The following is a 12846-nucleotide window of genomic DNA, read 5'->3' on the forward strand; positions in this document are numbered from 1 at the left end:
GGTAACCCACCCGGTTCCCGGACATCGCGGGGATCGGTGCAGCGGCGGAGCGGACGTTCTCGGCGCACAGCTGTGGGACGACGTACGCGATGCCCGGGAACCGGGTGGGTTACCTGGTCTGTCCGCCGGGGGCGGCGGCGACCGCGGCCGGCTGGGCGCGGTGCACCGGCGGGGGCGTCCCCACGGTGGCGCAGTTCGCCGCGTACGAGGCGCTGCGCACCCCGCGTGCAGAGCTGGACCGGCGCCGGGACCGGGCCGCGGCGGCCTGGTGGCTCGCGGATTCGACGCTTCAGGTGCCGCACACGGAGGTGTCCGGCGGCCTGTACACGTTCCTCGATCTGCGGGCCTGGGGGGACGGCGAGCGGTTCGTGCGGCGGTGTGCCCAGCTCGGTGTCGGCCTGGCGCCGGGACGGAACTTCGGGGCGTGCTACGGCAGTTGGGCTCGGCTCTGCTTCACCGCCGCACCACCGCAGCGGGTGGCCGAGGCGATCGAACGCATCAACAAGATCTACGGGGAAGGCGCCGATGAGCACTGAGACGGTCACGCTCGAACGCCCGGGAGCGGCAGCGGCTCCGACGGGCGACGGTCAGGGGACGAGAACGGCGATCTGTGGGGTGCGGCCGCTGGTGCTGATGGGTCTGACCCATCTGCTGACCACGCAGTCGCCCTGCGAGGTCGTCTTCGCCTCGGCCGACGGCTTCCCCGAGCCCGGGGCCGGGATCGAGGTGCTGCTGGTCGAGGACACCCTGGCGCAGGAGGTGCCGGACCGTGCGGTGTGGCGCGGGCGCGCGCCGGACGTCGTCGTGGTGCGGGCCGACGCGACCCCGGACCAGGTGCTGCGGCAGGTGCACGAGGCCGTGGAGCGGCGCGCGCCGGTATCCGCCGGCGATCGGGCGCCGGCCGGGCTGTCGCCGCGCGAGGAGCAGGTGCTCCGGTTCATCGCGTCGGGGATGACCCATGGCCAGGTGGCCCGGCGCATCGGCATCAGCCAGCACACCGTGGACACGTATGTGAAGCGGGTGCGATCCAAGTTCGGTATCGGCAACAAGGCGGAACTCACCCGCGTCGCGCTCGGTCTCCAGCCGCTGTAGGAGGCCGTCGTACGGTCAGCACCGCCGTCGGCGGCACCGTCGTACGGTCAGTAGTAGTCGCGCATGATGGTGGTGGCCCAGTCGGGCTGGGTGGTGTCGCCCTGGGGGCCGAACTCGCTCATGTAGGGCTTGATGTCGAGGACGGGGGTGCCGTCGACGGCGTCCAGGCCCTGGATGTGGAGGTCGAGGCCGTCGGTCTTGATCAGGCGGCAGCGGGAGACGCCGATCCGGTTGGGGCGGTTCTTGCCGCGCTGGGCGAAGATGCCGACGCGCGGCCAGTCGGTGTTGCCGCGCGGGTGCCGGGCCCCGGTCTCGATCTTCTCCACGGGCACGCGGTCGAAGTGGTAGACGACCTCCAGGTGGGAGAAGGAGTCCAGGCCGGCCACGGCCTCGGGGCCGTACTGGTCGGCGTCCAGGCGGATGACCGCCGTCTCGCCGCCCCAGTCGTCGTCACGGACCTCCGCGCGCCCGCCGACCACCCGGCCCACCGGAATCGAGATCACCTCGGCGGGAGTGCTGTTCTCGGGCATGAGTAGCGCCTTTCGTTCAAAGGGTCGACAGGTACAGGGGTCGACGCGTCAATGGATCGACAGGTCGATCGGGTTGTCCACCGTATCGATCAGCCGTGGCGCGCCGGTACGCGGTACGTCCGGATCGCGCCAGAACTGGTCCAGTCGCTCGGCGAGTTGGCCGATCAGCGCCCTCAGCTCGGTGTGGTCGGCGGCCGACCCGTAGACCGTGCCGATGGCGCCGAGCGTGCCCCGGCGCCAGTCGGTGTGCCAGTCGGCGGGCGGGGAGACGTCGACCAGGTCGACGCCGGGCAGGTCCCCGAGGTCGTCGAGGAGCGCGGGCGGGCCGGGCCGCAGCGGGCCGGCGGGCGGGAACAGCAGGTACTGGAAGGTCACCCGGTCCCCGTGCAGCCGGGCCGGGTCCGGGTCGGTGACGGGCAGGCCCAGGGCCAGGCGCAGGGCGGCGGCCACCATGTCGTAGCCGGTGCGGCGTTGCACGATCTCGGCGATGAAGCCGCCGAGCCGCCCGTTGACCTCGATGATCCGCGGGCCCTGCGGGGTGAACTTGATCTCGGTGTGGGTGATGCCGTGCCGGATGCCGAGGGCCCGTACCGCCGCCTGGGCCAGCCGTTCGACCTCGGTGGCGGTCTCGGCCGGCACCGGGGCCGGCAGGACATGGCCGGTCTCGCGGAACGGCGGGACCATCGGCGGCTTTCCGTTGATCGCGGCGGTGCGCGGTTCGCCGTCGACGACCAGGGACTCCACGGACACGAAGTCGGCCCAGCCGGGGCCGGTCCGGACGGGGTCCCCGGGCAGGAACTCCTCCAGGACGAACTCGCGTTCGCCGTCCGCCGTGAACTCGGCGAGGCGGGCGCGGAGTTCGTCGGCCGAGTCGATCAGGCAGGTGTCCACGCTGCCGGCGCCGTGCCGCGGTTTGAGGACCGCAGGGGTCCCCAGCCGGGCGAGCGCGGCGGCCGCCTGATCGGGGTCGCGGACCAGGACGCATCCGGTGTGCTGGACGCCGGCGTCCGAAAGGGCCTGCCGCTGGCGGTACTTGTCGGTGAGGGCCGCCGCGGTGGCGCGGGAGTGGAAGCGCAGTCCGCAGCGCTCGGCGATCGCGGCCGTCAGGCGCAGCCGGTGCTCGCTGAAGGTGATGACGCCCGCGGGGTCCAGGCTCTCGGCGAGCCGGCAGATCTCCGCCTCGCCGAGTCCGGTGGTGTCGGCGATCTCGGCGTGCCCGCCGATCTGCTCCAACTCGACTCGGTACGCCGGGTTCTGTGGCTCGCACAGGAAGATCACCCGGCACAGTCCGCGGGCCGCCGAGAGGATGCGCCAGGCGGTGGCGGAGCCCCGGTCGTGGACGACCAGGAGGGCGGGGAGTGCGGAGTGTGCCATGGGTGCCTCCGTCAGGCCCGGCGGGCGGTGATGTTGAGCCGAACGTAGTCGACGACCGGTTCGGGCAGCCGGGCGGCGACCGCGCGCACGAAGTCCTCGTGGTCGGACTCGGGGAGCTTGTCGAGGTGGGAGCCGAGGACCACGGTGGCCAGGTAGCTCCACAGCTGCTCGCCGGGCTCCAGCCGCGCCGGGTCGGGCAGCAGGTTGACGTCGATGTCGGTGAACCCGGCGTCCCGCAGCCGCTCGGTGGTCTCCTCGACGCCGCCGAAGTACCAGACCTTGTCCTTGCCCTCGGGCTCGTCCTCGGACTTCTTGCCGAGCACCTCGCCGACGGCCGCGTTGATCAGGGCGACATTGCCCTGGCCGCCGCACTCGGCGACGAACTGGCCGCCGGGCCGCAGATGCCCGGCCAGGTTGGCGAACAGCGCCGCGTGGTCGGTGATCCAGTGGAAGGTGGCCACGCTGGTGATCGCGTCGACCTGGCCCGAGATCGGTAGCGGCTCGGTCAGATCGGCCTGGACGATCTCCAGCCGGTCCAGCCGGTCGGCCAGCTTGGTGCGCAGCTGGTCGAGCATCCGGCTGGAGCCGTCCACGCCGATCACCCGGCCGTCGGGGACCAGGTCGAGCAGCGCGGCCGTGTCCCGGCCGGTGCCGCAGCCGGCGTCCAGGACGGTCTCGCCGCCCTTGAGGTCCAGCCTGCCGAGGGTGCGCTTGCCCCACTGCTGGTGCGGCAGGGGCAGCGAGTCGTACGTCTTGGCGTCCCATTCACGGGGCACGGTGCGGTTCCTTCGTGTCGGTGGTGCGGTCGTTCTCGGGGTGCGGTACGGGGACCGGGATGCCGTCGAGGACCAGCCGGACCCCGATCGGGTGCGGGTCCCTGACCAGCCGCAGGGCGTCGCCCTCGGCGAACCAGCGGCGTACGGCGTCCGGTGCGGCCTCGTCGGCCCGGGTCGGGTCGGCGGGCAGCAGCTGGACGAGGATGTTGCGCAGGCCGACGGGCGCGTCCTGCGTGGAGTAGGGGCCGCGCAGATCGATCCGGCCGGAGGCGTGCACGGCGGCGGCCGGTTCGCCGGGTGCGGCGGCGCGCGGGTCGGCGAAGCCGAGGGCCTCGGCGGCCAGCGCGGCCAGGAAGTACTCCTGGGCGCTGGGTGCGAGGTCGGCGCCGAACAGCTGCTTGGGCTGGTCGGACTCGGCGTGCACGCCGTCGGCCTCGGCGAGGACATGGGTGCCGATCTCCCACATCACCCGGGCCGTGCGCCGTCGGACGGCGGCGCCGTCCGCGCTGTCGTGGTCGGCGGGCGGGCTGGCGAGGTGCACGTCCTGGGCGCTCTGCACCACGGCCTTGATGTCGTTGGGCTCCTCCAGGGTGCGATGGGCGGTGCCCCGGGCGCGGGCCGCGGTCACCGCCCGCCGGGCCTGCTCGGCCGGGACCTCGCCGTCGAGCCGTATCTCGTACGAGATCCTGCCGGTGCCGTCCGCCGTGAACTCGGCGCACGGCAGCACCTCCAGGAGCGCCGGTGCGCAGCCCGCGGCGGACAGCTCGGTGACGACGCTGTCCGCGACGGACGCGCCGAGCGCCACCAGCAGCGAGCCGACCGGGTCGAGGCAGTCGGCGGTGCCGGACCCGGACCGCTGATCGAGGCAGTCGGCGCCGGGCCCGAACCGCTGGTCGATGCCGAAGGCGCGGGCCACCCGGGTGGAGCCGAGCCGCATCGGTTCGGTGCGCACCCGGCAGCGGTCGGCCGCCGCCGACCGGGCTGCCACGCCGATGCTCAGCTGGGCCTCCCAGGAGTCCTCCCCGATCTGCTCGGCGAGGGACTCCCGGGCGCGCAGGTCGACGCCGTTCAGCATCGCTCGTCACCTCCGTTGCGCTGTGCGAGGGCGGTGTCCAGGGCCCGCCGCAGCCGGCCGGACAGGGCGTCGGCTGCGGTGACGCCCACCGCCAGGCGAACCAGTTGGCGGGTGATGCCCAGCTCCCGGCGGACCCGTTCGCTCAGGTGGGCGTGGCTGGTGCGGGCGGGCAGCCGGGCGGTGCTGCCGAGGGGGGTGTGGCCGTCGTCGCAGGCGGCCAGGACGCCGGTGAGGTCGTGGATCTCCGGTACGACCTCGAAGGCCAGCAGCCCGCCGAAGCCCCGGTGGGTCTCCAGTGCCCAGGGCGCCTCGTCGAACGACGGCCGGTGTACGGCCCGTACGGCGGGGTGGGCGCGCAGCATCGAGGCGACCAGCTCGGCGCCGTCCCGTTGCGCGGTCAGTCTCAACTGGAGGGTGGACAGGGAGCGTTCGAGCAGATGGGCGGACCAGTCGGGCACCTCGCCGCCGAGCCGGGCGCACTGCTCGGCGATCCTCGGCAGGTACCGGTCCAGGCCGGTGACGAGGGCGGCGCCGACATCGCCCCAGCCGTCCAGGTAGAGCGCCGTGTCCTCGATGACGATCACGGCGCCGGTCTCCAGGGGCCGCAGTTCGGCCGGGGACAGCGCGGTGTTGTCCACGACCAGCAGCAGGTCGTTCATCTGGGCGTGGATGGCGAGCTCGTTGAGCGGGGCCGGGCGCATCAGCGGGTCGCTGAGGGACTGTGTGTAGACGACCTGGGTCTCGGGTCGTACGGCGGTCAGGACGGCGTCCGCGTCGGTGCTGTCGACGAAGGTCACCGTGCGGCCGAGACCCGCGAGTTCCTGGGTCAGGACGCCGCGCAGCGGGTCGGCGGTCTGGTCGGAGGCGATGATGTGGCCGCCCGGGTTGGTGAGCGCGCGCAGTGTGGCCGTGGTGGCCGCGACGACACCGGGCACCAGCAGCGCCGTGTCGGCGCCGTGCAGGGCGGCGAAGGCGTCCTCGACGCGGCGGGCCGGCGCGTGGGCCGGGGCCGGGGACGCCGTCGCGGCGCTGGTCGTGGGTGTGGAAGCGCGCATGGTCACCGCCGGCACACGGGCGCGTCGGACAGGCCGATGCGCTGGTGGAAGTAGTGGAAGATGATCTCCTCGTGCAGCGCCTCGCCGTCCAGGGTCGGCTTGAGGGCGGTGCCGTCGTTGACCTTCTCGACCAGTCCGCGCTCGATCAGCTCGGTGAAGGCGGAGGCGAACGGCTCCATCTCCAGCAGGTCGGCGCCGAAGCGCTCCTGGTAGCGGGCGAGGTCGATCGGCTGGTTGGCCTTGAAGTTGAAGCCGAGCGCGGTGCCGATGGCCTTGTGGCCGCTGAGCCGGCGGCCGAAGTTGAGCGGCAGGCCCTCGTTGTTCTGCATGAACGACACGTACTTGCTGATGTCGGTGATGTTGTGCGTCTGGAGGAACTCCTCCTGGTCGCCGGTGAGCCAGCCGTAGGCCCCGGGACCGTACGCGATCATCGTGTTGTAGTGCTCCCACTTGTTCTTCGAGGTCTGCGGGATGTTGCCGCCCTCGTAGGTGCCGGGCCGGCTCCACCAGCCGCAGGGGCTCGGGTAGTAGCCCTGCTCCAGCAGGACCTCGACGGCCTCCTGGCGCATCGCGTACGTCGAGTCCAGCTCGGGGAACCGGCCCTCGCGGATGAGGCGTTCACGCACCGCGGGGTTGTTCCAGACCGCGCGGTTGCCGATGCCCATCTCCTCGCGGTCGGCGTTGCGCAGCCGGTAGATGGTGATGGTGGGGACGCCGAGACCGGTGAGGATCTCCATGTCGCGGCGCACCGACTCCGGGGTCTGGTACGGCAGTCCGAACATCATGTCGACGTTGAAGGGGCAGCCGGTCGCGAGCAGGTTCTTGACGGCCTCGATCGACTGGGCCGTGGAGTGGCGGCGCTTGGTGAAGTCGTTCACCTCGTCCTGCAACGACTGCACACCGAGGCTGAAGCGGTTGAAGCCCAGCTCCCGCGCGGTCTCCAGGTGGTGCTGCTGGAAGTTCTCCGGGTTGCCCTCGATGTTGAACTCGATCTCGTCCGAGAGGTCGTAGTTCTCCCGGACGTGTTCGACCAACGGCCTGATGTACTCGGGGCTGTTGAGCAGCAGGGCCGCGGTGCCGCCGCCGATGTAGAAGGACTCGATGCGGGCCCGGGGTATCCAGTCGTAGCGGTCCAGGTAGCGGCGGGACTCCTCGATGAGGAGGTCGGACCACAGGCGCAGGGCGCCGTCCTCCTTGCCGCGTGGCACCAGCCGCTTGACGTAGTTGCAGAAGTGACAGATGTAGTTGCACAACGGGAGATGGAAGTACAGGTGGGCGGGGTGTCCCGCACCCGGGAACCGGCCGTACTCGGCGGCGAGTTCGTCGGCGCCGAGCCGGTCGCCCTCGTTCGAGGTGACGTTGATGTTGTACTCGTCGCGGGGGATCTGGAGCTGGGGGTTGCGGTCGAGGAGGCGGCCGAGGTTGAGCTCCAGATCGACCGGGGTGCCGTCGGTGGTGGTGACAGACATGGGACTCCTTGGCTGTTGGGAGCCCGGGTGGCTTGTGGCCGCGCCGGGCGGTGCGAAATGGCGCGAGGAGCGTGCTGTTCGTCAGGTGCGTGGTGCTCAGGGTGCGTAGTACTCAGGGCGCGTAGTGCTCAGGGCGCGTAGTGCTCAGGGCGCGTAGTACCGGGACATCGCCTCGTGCAGCCAGTCCGGTTCGCGGACCGTGTCCGGTCGCGGCGCGAAGAGCTTCTGGTACGGCTTGACGTCGAGGACCGGGGTGCCGTCCAGCGCGTCCAGCGCCCGGACGTGCAGGGTCAGGCCGTCGACCCGGACCAGTTCGCAGCGCGAGACGCCGAGCCGGTTGGGGCGTTCCTTCAGGCGCTGGGCGAGGATGCCGAGGCGCGGCAGGTCCGTGCGGTCCCGGGGATGGCAGTCGCCGGTGACGGCCGCCGCCTCGGGGATCAGATGGAAGTGGAAGACGATCTCCAGGTGCGAGAACCGCTCCAGGCCGGTCACGGCCTCGGGCGCGAGCCGCTCCGGGTCCAGCTCGATGACGGAGGTGACCTCGCCCCAGTGGTCGTGCTCGGGCACACTGCGGGGCGAGCGGACGACACCGATGGGCCGGAGGACGTACGAGGTCGGGGTGCCGTTCGGATCCTGCACGGGTGCTCCTCTGCGGGTCGCGGCGGTCAGGAGGCGACGGCGGGCGCGGACGCCAGGTCGAGCTGTTCGCGCAGCCGGCGGCCCAGGACCTCGACCTGGCCGGGCTCGACCATCGTGAAGTGGTCGCCGGGGACGTCGACGACGACGGCGCGTTCGGCGACCTCGCTCCAGCCCAGGTCCTCGGGGAGCGTCCCGCCCTCCATCGAGCGGTCGGTGACCCGGAAGACGGTGACCGGGCCGTCGTACGGCTTGATCGCGTAGGCGGCCAGGGCGTCCAGGTTGAACTGGTACATGTCGATCATGCGGCGCAGCCGGTCGGCGTCGAAGTCGGCGGGCATGGTGCCGGCCTCTACGGCCCGTTCCACCAGGGTCCTCGCCCGGGCGTCCGGGTCCAGTCCGCGCAGCCAGTCGATGTCCAGCTCCAGCTTGAGCCCGCGCCACAGCAGGGCGCGCAGCGCGAAGTCCGGGTCGGCGCTGGGCTCGACGGTGATCCGGGTGTCGAGCAGGCCGACGAGTCCGACGCGCTCGCCCCGTTCCTTGAGGCGGCGGGCGGTCTCGTAGGCGAGCAGTCCGCCCATCGAGTAGCCCATCAGGTTCCACTCGGCGCCCTCGGGGTGGACGGTGCGCAGCTGCTCGATGAAGTGCTCGGAGATCTCCTCGATCGAGGTCAGGGGCTCCTCACCGGGCAGCAGTCCGAGCGACTGGACGGCCCAGAAGGGCTGGTCGAGGCCCATGGCGCGGGCGATGGGCGGGTAGAGCAGCACGGTTCCGGACACCGGCGGCAGGGCGTACACCGGACTGCGGTCCGTGCCCTGCTGGATGCGGACCAGCCGGCCCTGCCGGTCGGCGGTGCCCCGGCGGACGATCTCCGCGAGCTCGGCGACGGTGGCCGCGGCGAGCAGGTCGGCGGCGGTCAGGTCGACCTGGAAGAGCCTGCGCACCTCGACGGTCAGCTTGATGGCGAGCAGCGAGTGGCCGCCGAGCGAGAAGAAGTCGTCATGGATGCCGACGTCGTCGCGGCCCAGCAACCGGCGCCACACGTCCGCCAGTTGGAGTTCCACTCCGTCGCGCCCGGGTTCCGTGGTCGGGTTGGGGTGAGTCATCGTCTCCCTCGTCCGGTGTGTCGTAGGGGATGTGATGCGGGTGGCCGGTCAGGCGGCGGTGACCGTCGCGGGGGCGGCTTCCGTGGAAGCGGCCCTGCGGCGCTCGGCCCAGCGCACGGCCGGTGCCATCGCCAGGCCGCCGACCAGGAACACCGCGCCCAGGGTCAGCCAGCCGGGGGTGCCCCAGTCGATGAGGAGCAGGGTCAGGGAGACCGGTCCGAACATCTGCACCGCCGCGATGCCGGTGTTGAACAGGCCCTGGTACTGGCCCTGTTTGGTGGGCGGGGCGAGTTCGTAGCCGATCACCCAGGAGCCGGCCGACTGGACCATCTCGCCGTACACATGCAGGGCCGCGGCCACCACCAGGATCACGGTCGCCGCCCAGGGGCCGCGGCCCGAGGAGAGCGCGAAGGCCGCGCAGCAGCCGAGCAGGGCGACTCCGGCGACGCGGAAGGCACGGACGGCGGAGCGCAGTTCGTCGATCTTCTTGGTCACGGGGACCTGGAGGCCCACGCAGGCGAGGGTGTTCAGGAGGAGGAGTACGGCGGTGAGCGCGTGCGGGGCGCCGGTGTGCAGCGCGATCCACAGCGGCAGGATCACCTCGAGGATCGGGATGTGCAGCTGCATCACCATGTTGAGCACGGCGAGCAGCGCGTACGGGGTGTCGCGCAGTACCGCGAGCCGCGGTTCGCCCGGCGGGCGCTGCGGGGCGGGCGGTACGGCGGGCAGCCGCAGGAACACCAGGCCGCAGGCCACGAAGCTGAGCGCGTTGAGCAGGAAGGTGAGCCGGTAGGCGGTTCCGGTGTCCCACAGCAGGGCGAGGCCGCCGAGCGCGGCGCCGGCCGAGACGCCCACATTGGTGACGACGCGGATCTTGGCGCGGACCCGGACCAGGTTCTCGCCCTCCAGCACGGCCGGGATCAGTGCCTGGCGGGCCGCGTAGGCGCCGCGGTCGAACAGCGCGTACAGGAAGGCGAACACGATGAACAGCGGGTACGCGTCGGTCAGCAGATAGGCGCCGGTGGCGAGGCCCGCGAGGACGAGGAGGACCGCCGCGGTGCCGCGCGGGCCCCGGCGGTCGGCGAGGTGTCCGAAGGGGACGCCCGCGAACAGTCCGGCGATGCCGGCGATGCTCAGGCCCAGACCGAGCTGGGCCGGGGTGAATCCCGCGATCCGGGTGAAATAGAGGGCGGAACAGGTCACGAAGACGCCGTTTCCGAGGGAATTGGCGAGTGTGCCGAGCACGAGGGTGCGGGCGGGGCCTTCCTCGACAAGACGGGATTTCATGCGACTTCGCCCTCCTCGGCGATTTCCCTGCCGGGAATCCCGGGGAATCCGTTCTGGTAGAAATCACGCATCACCGCGGTGATCTCGGCCGTGTTGCGATAGCAGTCGGCATGCGATCCCCGGATCGTTTCGAGCCGGAGCATTCCGCCGCCGCGGGCCGCGAGGCGCTCGCGCTCGTCGGGCAGGATGTTGCGGCTGCCGGCGCCGGCCAGGACCAGCACCGGGACGCCGAGGCGCTCCAGCAGGTCCGGCAGATGCCCGAAGTCGTAGGTCCAGCGCAGCAGGCTGCCCTCGGCCCACTCGTCGGCCTCGTGCAGCGCGGGGTGCGCGTCGAAGGACTGGTCGATCACGACGAGGCTGCGGACCCGGGAGGCTCCCCAGGTGACCGCGGAGACGGCCGCCACCAGGCCGCCGTACGAGTACCCGACCAGGTGCACCTCGTCCGGGAGGATGTCGGCGACGCGGTGCAGGTCGGCGGAGAAGTCCAGTACCGAGTAGCCCCAGGCCGGCTGGTGGCTGGCGCCGTGGGCGCGCAGCGAGGGGTGGACGGCGACGGAACCGGGCGGGCACAGGGCGTCCCCGATGGGCCTCAACTGGGTCTTGTCGCCGCCGAATCCGTGCAGCAGGAGCATGCTGCCCGGGGCGCCGCCGGCTCCGGAGCGCCCGGGAACGGCGTCGTAGTCCAGCAGTTGGACACCACTGCCGTGTCCCGCCAGGGCCGGTGTGGGAAGAACACGGTCTTCCGGTCCGGCAACGCTCATTGAGATCAACCCCCTTGTGGAAAGCCGAGGTGGCTGCCCGGCCCCGTCAGATTCCGATTCCATGGCCCATGAAGTCAACTCCGGGCGCTGTCCCCGGATTCGGGTACGTGACATCGCGAGTGAAGGGGGCGGAGTATCGGTGGCGGGTTGCCGGAATTCCGGTCGGCCCGGTCCTCGTACCGTCTCGGAACCGGAGGGATTTCCATGGGAGTCGGCCTCGTCCACCGGGCGGTCGCACACCGGGCCAGGACCCGGCCGGACGCACTGGCCGTGGTGGACGGCTCCACCCGGCTCGACTACGCCACGCTCGACGCGGCGGCGGACGCCTGGGCGGCCGAGCTGACGGCGGCCGGCGCGGGTCCGGGCACGCTGGTCCCCGTCCTGCTGCCGCGCTCGGCCCGGCTGTACGTCTCCCTGCTCGCGGTACTCAAGTGCGGTGCCGGATACGCCGCGTTGGATCCGCGGTGGCCCCGGGAGCGGATCGAGTCCGTGCTCGGGCAACTGGGCGGTCCTGTGCTGGTGACGGACTCCGGGGAGACGGCGGAGGAAGCCTCCGGGAAGCGGTTCGGACCGTGGCCGGTGTGGCAACCCCCGTCCGGGTTCGACGAGTTCGCGAATGCGGCAGCCGCCCACGGCGCGAGTGGGTTCCATGCCTACGACGGGCCCTCCGACGTCCCCGCCACCGTCTTCTTCACCTCCGGCACCAGCGGCACCCCGAAGGGTGTGGTGTCCCCGCACGCGGCCACCACCCGGCTGTTCACGGCGGAGGGGCCCCTCGCGTTCGGGCCCGGCACGGTCATGCTTCAGGCGGCCCCCTCGTCCTGGGACGCCTTCTCCCTGGAGCTGTGGGGGACGCTCACCACCGGCGGCACCTGTGTCACCGCCGCGGAGGACTACCTCCTGCCGGACACCCTGCGCGAGCTGATCGACACCTGCGGGGTCGACACCGCCTGGCTCACGTCCTCCCTGTTCAACCTGTTCACCGAGATCGACCCGGACTGCTTCCGTGGCCTGCGCGGCCTGTACATCGGCGGGGAGCGGCTGTCGGCCGCGCATGTGGGCCAGTTCCTCGACGCGCACCCCGGCACCCGGCTGTTCAACGGCTACGGCCCGGTGGAGAGTTGTGTGTTCGCCACCGTGCACCCCATCACCGCGGCGGACTGCGCGGCCGAGCACGGCGTCCCCATCGGCCGCCCGGTCCCCGGCACCCGGGTGCATGTGCTGGACGAGGCCGGGCGGGAGTGCCCGCCGGGAGTCACCGGCGAGTTGTGCGTCAGCGGCGCGGGGCTGGCGCTCGGCTACCTGGGCGACCCGGACCTCACCGCCGCGCGCTTCACCGCGCACCCCTCGTCCGGCATCCGCCTCTACCGGACCGGCGACCACGGGCTGAAGGACGCCGACGGAGTCCTCCACTTCACCGGGCGCACCGACCGCCAGGTCAAGATCCGCGGCTATCGCATCGAGCCGGAGGAGATCGAGGCGCACGCGGCCGAACTGCCAGGCATCACCCACTGCGTGGCCGTCCCGGTCCCCGGCCAACTGGGCAACTACGACCGGCTCGCGCTGTTCTACACCTCCGCCGCCGAGACGGACGAGGACCCGGTGCTGCTGCGCCGCTCCCTGTCCCTGCGGCTGCCCGCGCACGCCGTACCGGACGTCGTACGGCGCGTGCGGGCAGCCGCAGG

At 72.0% G+C, this 12846-nt stretch carries 13 protein-coding genes; 3 read left to right on the plus strand and 10 right to left on the minus strand.

Features of this window, described 5'->3' with window-relative positions:
• The first annotated feature begins 32 nt into the window (after positions 1-32).
• Complete coding sequence (locus CCN72_RS02035) at positions 33-536, plus strand: aminotransferase class I/II-fold pyridoxal phosphate-dependent enzyme (RefSeq protein ID WP_279630213.1); 504 nt, start codon at positions 33-35, stop codon at positions 534-536.
• Positions 526-1092: a response regulator transcription factor gene (locus CCN72_RS39880; RefSeq protein ID WP_086806073.1), complete on the plus strand. Its 567-nt coding sequence runs from the start codon at positions 526-528 to the stop codon at positions 1090-1092. The genes CCN72_RS02035 and CCN72_RS39880 overlap by 11 nt, the downstream gene beginning before the upstream one ends.
• Positions 1093-1139: 47 nt before the next feature.
• Here the strand turns inward: CCN72_RS39880 and CCN72_RS02045 are convergent, their stop codons facing one another.
• From CCN72_RS02045 to CCN72_RS02090, 10 genes are all read right to left on the minus strand, one after another.
• Complete coding sequence (locus CCN72_RS02045) at positions 1140-1622, minus strand: SAM-dependent methyltransferase (protein ID WP_085566558.1); 483 nt, start codon at positions 1620-1622, stop codon at positions 1140-1142.
• A gap of 48 nt (positions 1623-1670) precedes the next feature.
• Positions 1671-2996, minus strand: coding sequence for an ATP-grasp domain-containing protein (locus CCN72_RS02050; protein ID WP_086806074.1), 1326 nt, complete (start codon positions 2994-2996; stop codon positions 1671-1673).
• A gap of 11 nt (positions 2997-3007) precedes the next feature.
• Entirely contained in the window at positions 3008-3772 is a 765-nt protein-coding gene (locus CCN72_RS02055; protein WP_086806075.1) for a class I SAM-dependent methyltransferase, read from the minus strand.
• Positions 3762-4847 (minus strand): hypothetical protein, encoded by a 1086-nt coding sequence (locus CCN72_RS02060; protein ID WP_086806076.1) that lies wholly within the window; start codon positions 4845-4847, stop codon positions 3762-3764. The genes CCN72_RS02055 and CCN72_RS02060 overlap by 11 nt, the downstream gene beginning before the upstream one ends.
• Positions 4841-5902 (minus strand): PLP-dependent transferase, encoded by a 1062-nt coding sequence (locus CCN72_RS02065; protein WP_143664023.1) that lies wholly within the window; start codon positions 5900-5902, stop codon positions 4841-4843. Before CCN72_RS02065 ends, CCN72_RS02060 begins: the two co-directional genes overlap by 7 nt.
• A 2-nt stretch (positions 5903-5904) precedes the next feature.
• Positions 5905-7371 carry a coproporphyrinogen-III oxidase family protein gene (locus tag CCN72_RS02070; protein ID WP_086806078.1) on the minus strand — a complete coding sequence of 489 codons (1467 nt, stop codon included), beginning with the start codon at positions 7369-7371 and terminating at the stop codon, positions 5905-5907.
• 144 nt (positions 7372-7515) lie between these two features.
• Positions 7516-8010 carry an SAM-dependent methyltransferase gene (locus CCN72_RS02075; protein ID WP_086806079.1) on the minus strand — a complete coding sequence of 165 codons (495 nt, stop codon included), beginning with the start codon at positions 8008-8010 and terminating at the stop codon, positions 7516-7518.
• Between the two features lie 26 nt (positions 8011-8036).
• Positions 8037-9113 (minus strand): thioesterase domain-containing protein, encoded by a 1077-nt coding sequence (locus tag CCN72_RS02080; RefSeq protein ID WP_086806080.1) that lies wholly within the window; start codon positions 9111-9113, stop codon positions 8037-8039.
• Positions 9114-9161: 48 nt separating this feature from the next.
• Positions 9162-10400, minus strand: a complete 1239-nt coding sequence (locus CCN72_RS02085; RefSeq protein WP_086806081.1) for an MFS transporter — start codon at positions 10398-10400, stop codon at positions 9162-9164.
• Positions 10397-11161, minus strand: coding sequence for an alpha/beta fold hydrolase (locus CCN72_RS02090; RefSeq protein ID WP_158101312.1), 765 nt, complete (start codon positions 11159-11161; stop codon positions 10397-10399). Before CCN72_RS02090 ends, CCN72_RS02085 begins: the two co-directional genes overlap by 4 nt.
• Before the next feature lie 204 nt (positions 11162-11365).
• Here CCN72_RS02090 and CCN72_RS02095 point away from each other — a divergent pair.
• Positions 11366-12846: amino acid adenylation domain-containing protein (locus CCN72_RS02095; protein WP_143664024.1), on the plus strand; the 1481-nt coding region annotated here is incomplete at its 3' end.

It is taken from the genome of Streptomyces murinus, from assembly GCF_002154555.1.
Taxonomy (GTDB): Bacteria; Actinomycetota; Actinomycetes; order Streptomycetales; family Streptomycetaceae; genus Streptomyces; species Streptomyces murinus.